General features: G+C 71.7%; 13 protein-coding genes and 1 pseudogene. 2 read left to right on the top strand and 12 right to left on the bottom strand.

The features are described 5' to 3' along the window. Positions 1 to 3: 3 nt before the first annotated feature. Positions 4 to 1803, bottom strand: coding sequence for a gamma-glutamyltransferase (gene ggt / locus ACH4OA_RS12255; RefSeq protein ID WP_397949129.1), 1800 nt, complete (start codon positions 1801 to 1803; stop codon positions 4 to 6). 211 nt (positions 1804 to 2014) lie between these two features. Between ggt and ACH4OA_RS12260 the strand changes: the two genes are divergently transcribed. Continuing rightward, a complete protein-coding gene (locus ACH4OA_RS12260) occupies positions 2015 to 3580 on the top strand; it encodes a CocE/NonD family hydrolase (RefSeq protein ID WP_397968865.1) in 1566 nt (521 codons plus the stop codon). A gap of 48 nt (positions 3581 to 3628) precedes the next feature. On the opposite strand, the gene ACH4OA_RS12265 is transcribed toward ACH4OA_RS12260, so the two are convergent. From ACH4OA_RS12265 to ACH4OA_RS12295, 7 genes are all read right to left on the bottom strand, one after another. Further along, positions 3629 to 4507, bottom strand: a complete 879-nt coding sequence (locus tag ACH4OA_RS12265; protein ID WP_397949125.1) for an amino acid ABC transporter permease — start codon at positions 4505 to 4507, stop codon at positions 3629 to 3631. Then, on the bottom strand, positions 4504 to 5148 hold the full coding sequence (locus ACH4OA_RS12270) for an amino acid ABC transporter permease (protein WP_397968867.1): 645 nt from the start codon (positions 5146 to 5148) through the stop codon (positions 4504 to 4506). The genes ACH4OA_RS12265 and ACH4OA_RS12270 overlap by 4 nt, the downstream gene beginning before the upstream one ends. A gap of 11 nt (positions 5149 to 5159) precedes the next feature. Further along, a complete protein-coding gene (locus ACH4OA_RS12275) occupies positions 5160 to 6086 on the bottom strand; it encodes a glutamate ABC transporter substrate-binding protein (protein ID WP_397968869.1) in 927 nt (308 codons plus the stop codon). A 251-nt stretch (positions 6087 to 6337) separates the two neighbouring features. Continuing rightward, positions 6338 to 6757 carry a DUF6278 family protein gene (locus tag ACH4OA_RS12280; RefSeq protein WP_397938793.1) on the bottom strand — a complete coding sequence of 140 codons (420 nt, stop codon included), beginning with the start codon at positions 6755 to 6757 and terminating at the stop codon, positions 6338 to 6340. Between the two features lie 15 nt (positions 6758 to 6772). Beyond that, positions 6773 to 7552: an exodeoxyribonuclease III gene (locus tag ACH4OA_RS12285; RefSeq protein ID WP_365880007.1), complete on the bottom strand. Its 780-nt coding sequence runs from the start codon at positions 7550 to 7552 to the stop codon at positions 6773 to 6775. A gap of 48 nt (positions 7553 to 7600) precedes the next feature. Then, positions 7601 to 8236, bottom strand: a complete 636-nt coding sequence (locus tag ACH4OA_RS12290; protein ID WP_397968870.1) for an MBL fold metallo-hydrolase — start codon at positions 8234 to 8236, stop codon at positions 7601 to 7603. A gap of 38 nt (positions 8237 to 8274) precedes the next feature. Then, complete coding sequence (locus ACH4OA_RS12295) at positions 8275 to 9576, bottom strand: alpha/beta fold hydrolase (protein WP_397968872.1); 1302 nt, start codon at positions 9574 to 9576, stop codon at positions 8275 to 8277. A 121-nt stretch (positions 9577 to 9697) separates the two neighbouring features. Here ACH4OA_RS12295 and ACH4OA_RS12300 point away from each other — a divergent pair, with 121 nt between their 5' ends. Then, on the top strand, positions 9698 to 10081 hold the full coding sequence (locus ACH4OA_RS12300; protein ID WP_397968873.1) for a PRC-barrel domain-containing protein: 384 nt from the start codon (positions 9698 to 9700) through the stop codon (positions 10079 to 10081). Positions 10082 to 10124: 43 nt separating this feature from the next. On the opposite strand, the gene ACH4OA_RS12305 is transcribed toward ACH4OA_RS12300, so the two are convergent. From ACH4OA_RS12305 to ACH4OA_RS12320, 4 genes and pseudogenes are all read right to left on the bottom strand, one after another. Further along, positions 10125 to 11363, bottom strand: a complete 1239-nt coding sequence (locus ACH4OA_RS12305) for a PP2C family protein-serine/threonine phosphatase (RefSeq protein ID WP_397969029.1) — start codon at positions 11361 to 11363, stop codon at positions 10125 to 10127. Positions 11364 to 11813: 450 nt separating this feature from the next. After that, positions 11814 to 11894, bottom strand: a pseudogene (locus ACH4OA_RS12310) (hemolysin III family protein); the annotation flags it as partial. Between the two features lie 226 nt (positions 11895 to 12120). Further along, positions 12121 to 12459, bottom strand: coding sequence for a MerR family transcriptional regulator (locus ACH4OA_RS12315; protein ID WP_365880015.1), 339 nt, complete (start codon positions 12457 to 12459; stop codon positions 12121 to 12123). 1338 nt (positions 12460 to 13797) lie between these two features. Beyond that, the gene (locus ACH4OA_RS12320) at positions 13798 to 14238 is read right to left on the bottom strand and encodes a CBS domain-containing protein (RefSeq protein ID WP_397938805.1); all 441 of its coding nucleotides are present in this window, start codon (positions 14236 to 14238) and stop codon (positions 13798 to 13800) included. Positions 14239 to 14283: the final 45 nt, after the last annotated feature.

A 14283-nucleotide genomic window follows, 5' to 3' on the forward strand; every position in this document is an offset into this window, starting at 1 on the left:
CCGCTACCGCTCCGGGCGCACCACCATCGCCGAGCCGCCGCCGCGCCGTACCTTCTCCGCGGCGGCCAGCCACGCGCCGTTCGGCAGCCGCTGTACGCCGGTGGCGGCGCCGATCTCGGGGTTCAGACTGAAGGAGTGCCCGAGGGCCTCCAGCCGGCCCCGCAGCGCGCTGTCGTAGAGCCCGGGTTCGAGTTCGGTCCGGGCCGCGTTGCGCTGGCTGGCGCGCGGTGCGGCGATGGCGTCGACCAGGGGCAGCCCCCGGTCGAGGAACCCGGTCAGGGTCTGCAGGACCGTGGTGATGATGGTGGCGCCGCCCGGCGAACCGAGCGCGACGACGGGCCTGTTGTTCCGGTCCAGGACGATCGTCGGGGAGATCGAGGAGCGCGGGCGCTTGCCCGGTCCGGGCAGGTTCGGGTCGTGGACGGCCGGGTTGGCCGGGGCGAAGGAGAAGTCGGTCAGCTCGTTGTTGAGCAGGAAGCCCCGGCCCGGCACGGTGATGCCGCTGCCGCCGGTCTGCTCGATGGTGAGCGTGTAGGCGACGACGTTGCCCCACTTGTCGGCCACGGTCAGATGGGTGGTGTTCTCGCCCTCGTAGGTCGTCGGGGCCGCCGTGCCGCCCGCGCCGCAGGCCGCGGGGTGGCGCGGGTCGCCCGGGGCGAGTGGGCTGGTGAGGACCGCGTCGTCCTTGATGAGGCAGGCGCGCGAGTCGGCGAACCGCTGGGACAGCAGCTGCCGGGTCGGCACCGACTCGAAGGCCGGGTCGCCGACCCAGCGTCCGCGGTCGGCGAAGGCGATGCGGCTGGCCTCGATATAGCGGTGCAGGTACTGCGTCTGGCTCGCCTTCGACAGGTCGGTGTTCTCCAGGATGTTCAGGGCCTCGCCGACCGTGGTGCCGCCGGAGGAGGACGGTGCGATGGAGTACACGTTCAGACCGCGGTACGACGTCCTGGTCGGGGCCTGTGCCTTGGCCTGGTAGACCGCGAGGTCCTTCTCGGCCAGCTTGCCGGGCCGGGCCTTCCAGCCGGAGGCCGGGTCCACGGGCGGGTGTTCGACGGTCTTGACGATGTCGTCGCCGATGTCCCCGTGGTACAGGGCGCCGACGCCCTCGCGGCCCAGTTGCTCGTAGGTGCGGGCGAGTTCGGGGTTCTTCAGGGTGGAGCCGACGACGGGGAGCCGGCCGCCCGGCAGGAACAGCTTCACGGTGTCCGGGAAGTAGCGGAACCGGGTCTCGTTGGACGCGGTCTGCGCGCGGAAGGTGTCGTCCACCGTGAAACCGTCGCGGGCTATGCGCTCGGCCGGCCGCAGCACGGTGCCCAGCCGCTTGCTGCCCCACTGGTCCAGCGCCTTCTGCCAGGTGGCGGGGGTGCCCGGGGTGCCGACGCTCAGGCCGCTGGTGACCGCGTCGGCGAACGGCAGCGGCTTGCCGTTCTCGGTGAACAGGCCCTCGTCCGCGGCGAGCGGCGCGGTCTCGCGGCCGTCGATGGTGTGCACGGTGCGGGTGCGGGCGTCGTAGTAGACGAAGTACCCGCCGCCGCCGACACCGGCGGAGTAGGGCTCGGTGACGCCGAGGGCCGCGGCGGTGGCGACGGCCGCGTCCACCGCGTTGCCGCCGTGCTTGAGCACCTCGATACCGGCGGCGGAGGCGTCGGCGTCGACGCTGGCCACGGCTCCGCCGTAACCGACGGCCACCGGTGTCTTGGCGGCCGGCCCGCCCTCCGGCGCGGCGGGTGGCGCCGCGCCCACCGACACCACGGCGGCCGAAACCGCCAGACCCACCAGTTTCCGCTTGCCTGGGCGACCCATGCGTACCTCCCGTCGGGACAGTCCGCGCAGCGTAACCAGATCGGCGCTGTACCGACAGTACGCCGAGGCGCCCCGACACACCACGTCACCGAACGCACACGGGTACGTGAACAATCTTTACCGGTACGTAACTTACCGACGGGTTACTTGCGGTAAGCGCGCCCGGTTACCGTCGGGTCACTTTGCACGGACACGAGTGAGGGAGTGACTCATGGGACCTGGTCGCGCCGCGCTGCGCACCGCGGCCGCCGCAGCGGTGTCGGCGGCACTGGTCGCGGGAACCGTCGTGGGCCTGGCACCTGCCGCGCAGGCCGCCCCGGACATCCGCTTCGTCGACATCGCCGGGGACGGCGGCACCGTGCTGAAGGCCAACGTCCTCACGCCCGAGGGCGCCGACGGCACGCGCGCCTACCCGCTCGTCGTGCTGCCCACGAGCTGGGCCCTGCCCCAGGTGGAGTACCTCGCCCAGGCCCGGAAGCTGGCCGATTCCGGCTATGTGGTGCTCGCCTACAACGTGCGCGGCTTCTGGCAGTCCGGCGGCCGGATCGAGGTGGCCGGTCCGCCCGACACCGCGGACGCCTCCCGGGTCATCGACTGGGCCCTCGCCCACACCCCCGCCGACCCGCGGCACATCGGCATGGCCGGGGTGTCGTACGGCGCCGGGATCAGCCTGCTGACCGCCGCGCGGGACCCGCGCGTCAAGGCCGTGGCCGCGCTGAGCGGCTGGGCCGACCTGATCGACTCCGTCTACTCGGGCCGCACCCAGCACCTCCAGGCGGTGGCCGTGCTGGACGGCGCGGCCGCCCTCACCGGACGCGAGAGCCCCGAGCTGCGGGCGATCTTCGACAACCTCTACTCGTCCGACCTGGACAAGGAACAGGAGATGATCGACTGGGGGCGGAAACGTTCCGTCACCACCTACGCCGACCAGCTCAACGAGAACGGCCCCGCGGTCATGCTCGCCAATGCCTGGGGCGACAGCATCTTCCCGGCCAACCAGTACGCCTCCTTCTACGAGAAGCTCACCGTCCCCAAGCGGCTCCAGCTACGCCCCGGCGACCACGCCACCGCCGAGCTGACCGGCCTGTTCGGGCTGCCCAACGACGTGTGGACGGACACCGGGCGCTGGTTCGACCACTACCTCAAGGGCGAGGACAACGGCGTCGACCGCGAGCAGCCCGTCCGGCTGAAGACCCGTGGCACCGGCGAGTACGAGAGCTATCCGGACTGGAAGTCGGTCGCCGCGACCCGCCGGAAGCTCGCGCTCGCCGGCTCCGCCACCGTCCACACGAACGTCGACTCCGGCGCGGACGGCGGCGTCGTCTTCCTCACCGGCATCCTGGACCAGGCCGTCCGGCTCCCGCCCGTCGCCTCGCTGCCGCTGCTGCCGCGCCGCTGGGCGGCCGTGTGGCAGTCGGAGCGCTACGCCGGGGTCCAGCGGGTGCGCGGCACGGCCCGCCTGCACACCACGCTCACCCCGACCGCGGAGAGCGGCACCCTCTTCGCCTACCTGTACGACGTGGGCCCGCTCGGCACCGGCAGGCTGGTCACCCACGCGCCGCTGACCTGGCACGGGCGGACGCCGGGCGAGCCGTTCGGCGTCGACCTGGACCTGTTCGCCACGGCCTACGACGTCCCCGCCGGGCACCGCCTGGCGCTGGTCGTCGACACCGTCGACCCGCTCTACGCCGAGCACAACCCGTCCGGCGCGCAGCTGACCTTCTCCTCGCCCGGGGACGACCCGTCGTACGTGTCCGTCCCGCTCCGCGAGCAGTGATCTCCGGCTGCCGCCGGACGAGCCTGGCCCGTGTGAACTGCCGCCCCCTCACGGTTTCGGGGCCATGGGAGGCTCCCCGCCCGGCAGCAGCGCCCCAGGGCCGGCCGTGGCGACCGCCACGGCCCCGGTCTTGGGGCTTTGCTGCTCACGGCGGGACACCCGGCCGGCGCACCACGAGAGCAGCATGCACATCCCGATGTAGATCGGCGAGATCACCATCACCACGGGGATGAACGGCAAATCGTAGTCGAGGTTGGAGGCGATGAGTTTCCCGGCATGGAGGAACTCCTCGTAGGTGATGAGAAAGCCGAGCGAGGTGTCCTTCAGCGCGACCACCAGCTGGCTGATGACGGCGGGCAGCATCGCGCGCACCGCCTGCGGTGCCAGGACGTACGTCATGACCTGCGTCTTGCGCATGCCGAGGGCGAACGCGGCCTCCCGCTGGCCGCGTTCGACGGCGTGCACACCGGAGCGGAAGACCTCGGCGAGCACCGAGCCGTTGTAGAGGGTGAGTCCGGCGACCAGCGCGGGCAGCGGCTGCACCTTCAGCGCCACGAAGATGAAGAAGATCATCACCAGGACGGGCATGGCGCGGAAGAACTCCACCACGAGCGTGGCGAGAACGCGGACCGGCCGGTGGTCCGAGAGCCGGCCGGTGGCCAGCAGCCCGCCGAGGGCGAGGGAGAGGACGGCCGCGACGGCGAATGCCTTCAGGGTGTTGCCGAGGCCGCGCAGCAGCAGCTCCTGGATGCCCTGGTAGGCGAACGGCCGCCACTTGACGGTGGTGAACTGGCCGCTGGCGAACAGGAGGTACAGGATCCAGGCGGACAGCGCGAGGAGCACCGCGGCGGACAGCGCGCCGTAGCGGGCGTGCCGGCGCCGGGTGCGCGGGCCCGGGAGGTCGTAGAGCGCGCCGGGCCCGGTCACCGGACGGCTCCCCACCTGCGCTCCAGCGCGTGGAACAGGGCGCTGATGGCGAGCGTGAGCACCAGATAGCCGAGGGCGATCCAGACGAAGGACCAGACGACGTCGTAGCCGAGTTCGTTGAGCGTCTTGTAGGTGCCGAGCAGCTCGGTGACGCTGAACGCGCCCGCGATGGCGGAGTTCTTGGCGAGCGCGATGAGGGCGGAGCCGACGGGCGGGATCACGGCCCGGAAGGCCTGCGGCAGCACGATCAGCGACAGGGTCTGCCCGAAGGTCATGCCGAGGCTGCGGGCGGCCTCGCCCTGCCCGGCGGGCACGGTGTTGATGCCGGAGCGCAGCGCCTCGCAGACGAACGCCGAGGTGTAGCAGCCGAGCGCGAGGACGGCGAACACCTCGAAGGGCAGGACGAGTCCGAACCGGGGCAGGCCGAGCAGCACGGCGAAGAACAGCAGGGTGAGCGGGGTGTTGCGCAGCACGGTGACCCACATGGTGCCGAAGGCGCGCAGCGAGCCGACGGGCGCGACCCGGAAGGCCGCCGTCAGGAAGCCCAGCACGAGGGCCAGCACGGAGGCGTACACGGTGAGTTCGAGGGTGCCGAGGAAACCCTCGCCGTAGAGCGCGAAGTTGTCTGTCAGTACGTGCATGCCGTCCTCGGTCAGCTCGCCGGGTGGCGGTCGATGGCGGGCGGGTGGGGCGCGGGGACTCCGGAGAGGCCGAGCGTGGCGTCGTACGCCTTCTTCCAGTCGCCGTCGCGCTCGCGCGCCCGCAGGGCGTCGTCCAGGGCGAGGCGCAGGGCGGTGTCGCCGCGCGGGACGCCGATGCCGTAGGGCTCCTCGGAGAACGGTTTGCCGACGACCTTGAGTTCGCGGGGGGCCTTGGCCGCGTAGCCGATGAGGATGGCGTCGTCGGTGGTGACCGCGTCGACCTGGTAGGTGAGGAGGTTGTCGACGCAGACCGAGTAGGTGTCGTAGGCCACCAGGACCGCCTTCGGGTAGTCGGCCTTGAGGCGCTGGTAGGGCGTGGAGCCGGCCGCCGAGCAGACGCGTCTGCCGGCCAGGTCGCCGGGGCCGTGGATGTCGTCCTCGGCGCGGCGGACGAGCAGCGACTGCCCGGCCAGGTAGTAGGGGCCGGCGAAGCCGACCAGCTTCGCGCGGCGCGCGTTGATGGTGTAGGTGCCGACGTACAGGTCGATCTGGCCGTTCTGCAGGGCGGTTTCGCGGTTGGCGGAGGCGATCGTGCGGAAGCGGACGGACCGCGGCGGGAAGCCGAGGGAGGCGGACATCATCTTGGCGATCTCGATGTCGAACCCGGCGTAGGTGCCGGTGGCCGGGTCCTTCTCGCCGAGGTAGGGCTGGTCCTCCTTGACGCCGACGACGAGGTGGCCGCGCCGCTTCGCCCGCGTCCAGGTCGGGGAGGCGGGCAGGCGGACGTCCCGCGCCACCCGGTAGTGCGGCAGCCGCTCGGGTGCCGGGCCCTTGCCGGGCGGGCTGCCCTCCTTGCCGCAGGCGGCGGCGAGGCCGGCGGCGAGCAGGCAGGCGAGGGCGGCGCCCAGGGCCCGGCGCGCCCGGGTGGCAGGGCACATGGGTCGCGGTCCCCCGGTCGGTGCGCGAGGACCTCGGCGAGGAAGTCCCTCGGGACATGCGGCTCGCCGCAGTACGTGGTGAGGTCCCGCGGTCCGGTCGACGGATCGACGGACATCCGCGGCCCCGCTCGGTTTCGGCTGTGTCGTGATCGGCGCAACCTATCCGGCGGGCCGCGGAGTCGAGGGACGACACGCACCTGCCGGGCATTAGCCGTATTTACGTCAGCGAGGGCCGGGGGTCGTGGCCGGGCTCAGGTCTCGGCGATCCCGGCGTACAGCTGGGACAGGCCGGGGGCGCCGGTCGCGGCCCACTCCTGTCCGGCCGGCACCACCTCGACCGTGCGGCCGGAGGCGAGCCGTACGACGGGTTCGCCGTCGGACCGGATCCGCCAGCCGGCGCCGGGCACCGTGCGCACCACGACCGTGCCCAGGTACAGCCCGGCGTCGTGGCCCAGCCAGGGCAGCGTCTCGGGGTCGTCCCGCCAGCGCGGGACCATCTGGTCCAGGGCCTCCAGGGAGGCCGGGGTGTCGTCCAGGCGGACGCCCGCCCGGGCCGCCTGCGAACGCAGCAGCTCGCACTCGGCCAGCAGCCCGGCGACCGCCCCGGGGTCGACGAGGGCGGCCGCGTCACCGTTCTTCTTGTGCCGGGGGCCCAGGAACGGAAGGTGCATGGACCCAGCGTGGCATCACACGTCCAGGTCGACCACCACCGGCGCGTGGTCGGAGGCGCCCTTGCCCTTGCGTTCCTCGCGGTCGACGTAGGCGTCCTTGACGGCCCGCGCGAACGGCTCGTTGCCGTACACCAGGTCGATGCGCATGCCGCGGTTCTTCGGGAAGCAGAGCTGGCGGTAGTCCCAGTACGTGAACGGCCGGTCGTACTTCAGCGGGCGGGGCACCACGTCGCTCAGACCCGCCTCGCGCAGGGAGGCGAGCGCGGCGCGCTCGGCGGGCGTGACGTGGGTGGAGCCCTCGAAGGCCGCCGGGTCGTGGACGTCCTCGTCGGCCGGCGCCACGTTGTAGTCCCCCAGGACCGCGAACGGGCGGGCGCCCTGGGCGTCGCCGTGCACGGCGGCCTTCAGGGCCTCGAACCACTGGAGCTTGTACGCGTAGTGCGGGTGGCCGACCTCGCGGCCGTTCGGCACGTACACCGACCAGACGCGGACCGGGCCGCAGGTCGCCGAGACGGCGCGCGGCTCGGTCACGCCCTCGTACCCCGGGTCGCCGGGCAGGCCCTTGACCACGTCCTCCAGACCGACCCGGGAGAGCACCGCCACGCCGTTCCACCGGCCGGTGGCGTGCACCGCCGACTCGTACCCCAGCTCGCGCAGCTGGCCGGACGGGAACTGCTCCTCCGCGACCTTGGCCTCCTGGAGGCAGAGCACGTCGGTGCCGCTGCTCTCCAGCCAGGCCAGCAGGCGCGGCAGGCGGGCGGTGATCGAGTTCACGTTCCAGGTGGCGATGCGCATGTCTCACAACCTACCCGGCACCACCGACAACACCGCTCCCCCGCCGTCTCAGACCTCCGCCGACGCGCCGGGCGCGAGCCGCCGGTGGTCGGTGCCGCCCAGGCGGCCGAGGTGACCGTCGTAGATCGGCCGGGCGAGGTCGGTGAGCAGGGCGTCGTGGACGTCGTAGGCGCGCCGCGGGCCGACCTCGCGGACGTAGTCGATGACCTCGGCGATCTTGTTCCAGGGGGCCATCACCGGCACCATCAGCGTCTCCACCGGCCGGCCGGGCACGGTCAGGGCGTCGCCGGGGTGGAAGACCTTGCCGTCGTCGATCAGATAGCCGACGTTGGTGACGCGCGGCAGGTCCGGGTGGATCACCGCGTGCAGCTCGCCGTGCACCTGCACGTCGAAGCCGGCGGCGGTGAAGGTGTCGCCGTGGCCGACGGTGTGCACCCGGCCCGGGAAGGCGGCCGCGATCCGCTCGGCGACCGACTTCAGCGTCCAGATCTCCGCGGCCGGGTTGTCCTCCAGGGCGGCCCGCAGCCGGGACTCGTCGAAGTGGTCCGGGTGCTCGTGCGTGACCAGGACGGCGTCCGCGCCGAGCGCCGCGTCCTCCTCGGAGAACCCGCCCGGGTCGATGACGAGCGTCCGTCCCTCCTTGTCGAGGCGGACGCAGGCGTGGGACTTCTTCGTGAGCTTCATGGCTCCCATCCTGACGCCTGCGGCCGCCTCCCGGGGCGCTACCCGGCGGGCGTGGTCTCCTCCTGGATGACCTGCTGGGCCACCCGGAACGCGCTGCTCGCGGCGGGCGCCCCGCAGTAGACGGCCGTCTGGAGCAGCACCTCGGCGATCTCGGCCGGGGTCAGCCCGTTGCGCAGGGCGGCCCGGGTGTGCGCGGCCAGCTCCTCCAGGTGGCCGCCGGCGGCCAGCGCGGTCAGCGCGACACAGCTGCGGGTGCGGCGGTCCAGGCCCGGCCGGTCCCAGATCTCGCCCCAGGCGTAGCGGGTGACGAACTCCTGGAAGTCCCCGGAGAACGGGCCGGCCTCCTCCAGGGTCCGGTTCACGTGCGCGTCGCCGAGCACCTCGCGGCGGATCTTCAGCCCGGTCGCGTACCGGTCGGGCTGCGCGCCGGACTGTGCCGGTACGGCCGCCGGGGCGATCTCGGCGACCGGGGCGGGCTGCGGCGGCGCGGCCGGGGCGGGCACGGCGGCGGAGGCGGGGGCGGCGGCCGGCAGGGCGGTCTGGCCGGTGTCGAAGGGCTGCTGCCAGGCGGTGGAGAAGTGGTGGACGAGCAGATCGGTGACGGCGGCGGGCTGCTCGACCGGCACCAGGTGGGAGGCGCCGGGGACGACCGCGAGCCGGGCGTCCGGGATGCCGGCGACCAGGGTGCGGGCCTCGGCGGGGCCGGTGACCTGGTCGTCGGAGCCGACCAGCACCAGCGTCGGTACGCCGACCCGGCCCAGCTCGGGCCGGACGTCGAAGCCGGCCAGGGCCTCGCAGGCGGCGATGTAGCAGCCCGGGTCGGTGGTGCGGACCATCTGCACGGCCCACTCGGTGATCGCGGGCTGCGCGGCGGCGAACCCGCCGGTGAACCAGCGGTCGGGCGCGGTCCGGGCGATCGGGTCGAGCCCGTTGGTCCGGACCACCACCCCGCGCTGGCGGAACTCGTCGGGGGTGCCGAACCGGGGCGAGGCGGCGACCAGCGCCAGCGAGGCGAGCCGCTCGGGGTGGCGCAGGGCCAGCTCGATGCCGATGGCGCCGCCCAGCGCGCAGCCCGCGTAGCCGAAGCGCTGCACGCCGAGCGCGTCCAGCGTGGCCAGCAGCCGGGCGGTGAGGTCGGCGACGGAGCCGGCGGGGTGCGCGGGGGCGCCGCCGTGCCCGGGCAGATCGAACCGGAAGACCCGCCACTGCCCGGCCAGCTCCGGCACCTGACGGTCCCACATGTGCCACGTGGTACCCAGTGAGGGACCCAAGAGCAGGACCGGAGCGTCTTCGGGCCCGTCGAAGCGGTATTGCAGGGTGTTCGGTGGTGTCTCACTCACGCCCCAGACCCTCTCACGTCTCAGGAGATCCCACACGGCCAGGGCGACCTGGCGGCTTGCACCTCGGAGGGAGGCACGCCCGGCACTGCGGAGACTCGCGGGTCCACGTACGAGTTCTTCGGTGTGCACGCTTGACCGTGGGGACAGTGCGTCCTCGGCGCAAGACATCAGGGAATGGCGAGGCCACGACGTGGTCGACCACGAGCGGCGCAAGATCGGCGTCCTGGAGGCGGTCTATGTCGACACGGCCACAGACCGGCCCGCGTTCGCGACGGTGACGGTCGGCCTGCCGACCCGGCACCGGCTGGTGTTCGTCCCTCTCGGCGACGCGACGGTCGGTCCCGGTTATCTGAAGGTCGCCTACGACAAGAAGCAGGTCAAGGAAGCGCCCTCGATCGGCACGGACGGCGAACTGCTCGCGGAGGACGAGAAGACAGTCTTCGCGCACTACGAACTCGCCTACCGAACGGGTGCGGGCGGCGAACGGCGCCTCGCCCGTCGCTGATGTCCTAGACCGGACGTAGCGTGGTGTCGGAGCAGTCGTCGAGTCATCGCCCAGGAGTCGTCCGACCCGTCCGCGACGGGGCGGAGGCGTCGGAGAGGTTGGCGCCGGTGTCGGCGTCCCGCGCGGAGTGGCCGACGCCGTGCCAGTCCAGGCACATGACGGTCGCGTCGTCCTGCAGGTGGCCGTGGTTGGCGTCGACGATCGCCGCGATGAGGGTGCGGGCGGCCTCACGGGGATGCAGATCGCGGGTGCGCACGATCAGGTCGGACAGATCGACGCTGTTGGCGTTGCCCTCCAGCATGCCGTCGGTCAGCATCACCAGCCGGTCGCCCGGCAGCAGGTCCAGCGACTGGACCCGGTAGGTATGAGGGACCTGGAAACCGAACGGCATGTCGATCTTCGGAGAGATCTCCCGCACCTGGCCGTCCCGCATCCGCAGCGGCCAGGGGTGCCCGGCGTTGACGAACTCGGTCGTGCCGTCGACCAGGCTGATACGCAGGAGCTGGCCGGTGACGTAGCCCTTGTGGCCGTGCTCCCGCATGGCCTGGTCGGCCTGGCGGGCCTGTTCGGCGAGGTCGCCGCTGGCCCGCCGGGCCCGGCGCAAGGCGCCCACCGCAAGCGTGGCCAGCAGCGCGGCAGCGACATCGTGCCCCATGGCATCGGTGACGGAGAGCTGGACGGTGTTCCGGTCGATCACGTAGTCGAAGGTGTCTCCCCCGACGTGGTCGGCCGGCTCCAGCGCTCCGGCCACCGCGAACTGCGCCGCCTCGCACGCCAGCGACGCCGGGAGCGACCGGTGCTGGATCTCCGCGGCCAGGCTCAGCGGCTTGGTGCGGCGACCCCACTGGTACACGTCAGTGAACGACCGATTCGCGATGACGATGTACGCCAGGGCGTGCGCGGTCTCGCCGATCTCCCGCATCACCTCCGCGTCCGGCGTCGCGGGCATGAAGAGTTCGAGGAGCCCGATGGCGTCCCCGCGGTTGGTCACCGGGGCGACGATCCGCACGAGCGCGCCGTCGCCCTTGTCCTCCATGCTCGGCCGCTGGGTACGGATCACGTCGTCGTAGAGCGTGCCCCGCAGCATGATGCGCTGGGCGGGTTCATCGGTATCGATGCTGCCCGCCGCCCCCAACCGTACGACCGAGCCACCGGTGAAGTCGGTGATGAGGAACGACACCGCAGCGGCCCCGAGGCGCTCCTTGAGCATGCCCGCGACCACGTCGAGCGACTCCACAGGTGCCGCGGACTCCGCTGCGGCCAGAGTCTCCGCCAGGGTTATCGCCCTGCCCCGGCCACCCCCGTTCGCGGGAGTAGGGGTGGTCAGCCCACCGTCCTCGTCCGGCCCGCGCACGGTCACGGTGACTCCTCGCTGCTCGCTGCTGCTCAGGGCTCCGGCCCGGGGATGCGAGGGGCTGGCGTCAAGCCTGGTGACCGGTAGATGTCATTGCACCACAGAGCCACTGAACGGATGCACCTGTCGGTCAGTTGTCCGACCGGTGGCTGGAGTGCCGAGGGGCTGCGCTCGGAGTTCTGATCCGGTGGCGATCTCCCCGGGACGCAGCGAACATAGGCGACTCACCGTGCTCGAACGCGCGGGGAGATTGCGTCGGCGACCGCCCGGCCCGTCGCGGTCCAGCACGCGGCGGCGTGGGCGACGAGCGGCGGACCGGAACACTGTCCCGAGGTCAGTAGGTGGCGAGCGGGATGGCGGTGTAGTGCGCGGTAAAGGCCACAGGACCCGGAACGCGATGCCGGCCAACGCTCCTGTCCAGACGATCCACAGCAGCACGGACCGCTGGTCCGGCGGGAGGGGACCGCCGCCGTCCTGGGCGATGAAGCCGAAGCCGTTCTCCGCGGGTCCCTGCGGCACAGCACAGCAAAACGCCCACACCGAAGGCGCGGGGCAAGAGGGAATTCCGGACCACGACAGCTGACGCAGACGCTACACGCACACATACCGCGTCACCCTAGGAAATGATCACACCGCACACCGAGACCGTACGTGTGGTGCCCGCCGACGCTGACGGGCACTCATCTCATGCTGCTGCCGTCGGGTTCGCCGATTCGGCGGAACGGCGATATTCGGCGTTGAGGCGCTGGGCTTCCTCGAGCTGGTCTTCGAGGATGACGATCCGGCAGGCGGCCTCGATGGGGGTCCCTTGGTCGACGAGTTCCCGGGCGCGGGCGGCAATACGTAGCTGGTAGCGGGAGTAGCGGCGGTGGCCGCCTGCGGAGCGGAGTGGGGTGATGAGGCGGTGTTCGCCGACAGCGCGGAGGAAGCTCTGTGTGGTGCCGAGCAGTTCGGCGGCTCGGCCCATGGTGTAGGCGGGGTAGTCGTCGTCATCGAGACGGCCGAACGTGTCGTCTGCAGTCATTGCACCTCTCTGTGGCATACGTGGAGGGGCCCTGGCGCCGTACCGCCGCCAGGGCCCCGAAGGAACTACTACACCATCTGCCGGCCCTGATACTGCACCGGCCCTCTGTTTCCGCGGACCCGACCGAGTTGCTGTCGGGGGCGCGGGGATCGCGGTTGCCTGACCGGAGACCACCTCACTATCGATGTCCTGCGGTACCCGGGGCCAAGACTTGCGCCCGGGCGATCCTGATGGCGCTCGGCTCCTCCGTTCTCCCTCTTGATCAACTACTCACTGACGGAAACTGCGAACTACTGGTGGCCTCGAACAGCGCCACTCTTCGGCAGCCGGCCCCGTCGCCCGTCCTGCGTCTGCTCTGGCGTAGAACCCCACTGCCGAACTTCCCGGTGCGCGCGCCCGCAGCCGACGCCTTCACCGAGGTACTTCTCACCGACTTCGCTGCTGGGTACTGCGAACCTTCACTTACGGGTACTGCGACTGCGGTGCTGCTCATGGCGGCCCCTGATCACTGCGGGCCACCCGGTCCGGTCGTCAGTCCCGTCGCCATCCTGCAACTGCTCCGGCTTCGCAACTCCACCACCGCACCGTCCTGCTCACTGCAACTGCGTACTGCTGCCCGGCAGTTCATCTCTGCCGGGCCTTGCTCGATCTCGGCTACGGGAAAACCATAACCACACCGCTGACGAATGTCTACTGTGACTGGCATAGATTTGCGCGTGCTCGAAGATGAGGTACTCCGCCTCGGCCAGTTGCGCCTCGACCGGCCCACGGATGGTTCAAGCAGCTCCGAGACTCGGTCCGGAAGCTCGTGGCGAACCGGCACGGCCCGGGGTTGGCGGGTGGAGGGGCAGGGCACAGGGGCTGGGCAGGCACGGGCAGGGGGCACGGCTGATTCAGACGCCAGGGTGACCCTGATGATCACGGTGATTGCCGGCGCCGCAGCCGTTCCACAACAGCCATTGCCGGCGCACGCGATACGGCACGGGGGCTTCGGCCGGCCCATGGTCACCGGCCTGCCCACGCCACGGCGGTCACCAGCCGCGCCTCCGGCGGCAAGACCGTGAGCGCCTTCCTTGCCCGGTAGCTTCACCGCTCAAGCAGCCGGATGGCCGGCGAAGCGGTCCGCCCGGATCCTGCAGGGCACGGTGGGGGTCAGGAGACGGGCGGGAGGTACCGGGTTGCGAGCGAGGACGTCGGCGCCTGGACCGTGGTCGGCTTCAGCTGTTCCGACCACTGAGCGACGGCGACGGGAACCCGCTGCACGCAGTGTGGGCCCGACCGGCGTACCGGTCGGGCCCACACTGCTGTTCAGGTGTCGGCTCGTGTCTGTGTACCCGGTCAGACCGAGACGGGGGTGCCGAGCATCGCGGAAGCGTGCTGCATCGGGCTGAGGATGCCCAGGGCGCTGCCTTGTTCGTCGACCACCGGCAGGACACCGAGCCGACGGGCGCGCATCGCGTGCTCGGCTTCGGCGATCGTGGTCACGGGTGAGGTGGACGAACCGTGGTCGCCGAGGATGTCGCGCAGGCGGACACGGTCCGTGTAGCCGGAGCTGTCACGGACGGCGGCGAGTTCGGTACGGGTGACCAGACCGGTGCACTGGCCGTCCTGGTCGCAGACGACCAGTCGGGCCGTGCGCGCGGCAGCCATGACGGCCAGCGCCACCTCGACGCTCATGTCGTCACAGACCTGCGGTCCGGCCGGGTCCATGACCTCAGTCATCGTCGTGTGCACGGGGTTGGTGTCCGCCGGGCGGGGCTGCGTCTGAACCATCGTCAAGGGTGCCTCCTGCAGAGATGCGCCGGCTTCCTGATCACGGAAGTT

It is taken from the genome of Streptomyces sp. NPDC017095 (genome assembly GCF_044332325.1).
Classification (GTDB): domain Bacteria; phylum Actinomycetota; class Actinomycetes; order Streptomycetales; family Streptomycetaceae; genus Streptomyces.

What these genes read in the sequence shown, in the direction of transcription:
- ACH4OA_RS12285 (WP_365880007.1), bottom strand. Translation starts at nt 7,552, where the DNA reads ATGCGCATCGCCACCTGGAACGTGAACTCGATCACCGCCCGCCTGCCG.
- ACH4OA_RS12275 (WP_397968869.1), bottom strand. Translation starts at nt 6,086, where the DNA reads ATGTGCCCTGCCACCCGGGCGCGCCGGGCCCTGGGCGCCGCCCTCGCC.
- ACH4OA_RS12260 (WP_397968865.1), top strand. Translation starts at nt 2,015, where the DNA reads ATGGGACCTGGTCGCGCCGCGCTGCGCACCGCGGCCGCCGCAGCGGTG.
- ACH4OA_RS12280 (WP_397938793.1), bottom strand. Translation starts at nt 6,757, where the DNA reads ATGCACCTTCCGTTCCTGGGCCCCCGGCACAAGAAGAACGGTGACGCG.
- ACH4OA_RS12290 (WP_397968870.1), bottom strand. Translation starts at nt 8,236, where the DNA reads ATGAAGCTCACGAAGAAGTCCCACGCCTGCGTCCGCCTCGACAAGGAG.
- ACH4OA_RS12270 (WP_397968867.1), bottom strand. Translation starts at nt 5,148, where the DNA reads ATGCACGTACTGACAGACAACTTCGCGCTCTACGGCGAGGGTTTCCTC.
- ggt (WP_397949129.1), bottom strand. Translation starts at nt 1,803, where the DNA reads ATGGGTCGCCCAGGCAAGCGGAAACTGGTGGGTCTGGCGGTTTCGGCC.
- ACH4OA_RS12315 (WP_365880015.1), bottom strand. Translation starts at nt 12,459, where the DNA reads ATGACTGCAGACGACACGTTCGGCCGTCTCGATGACGACGACTACCCC.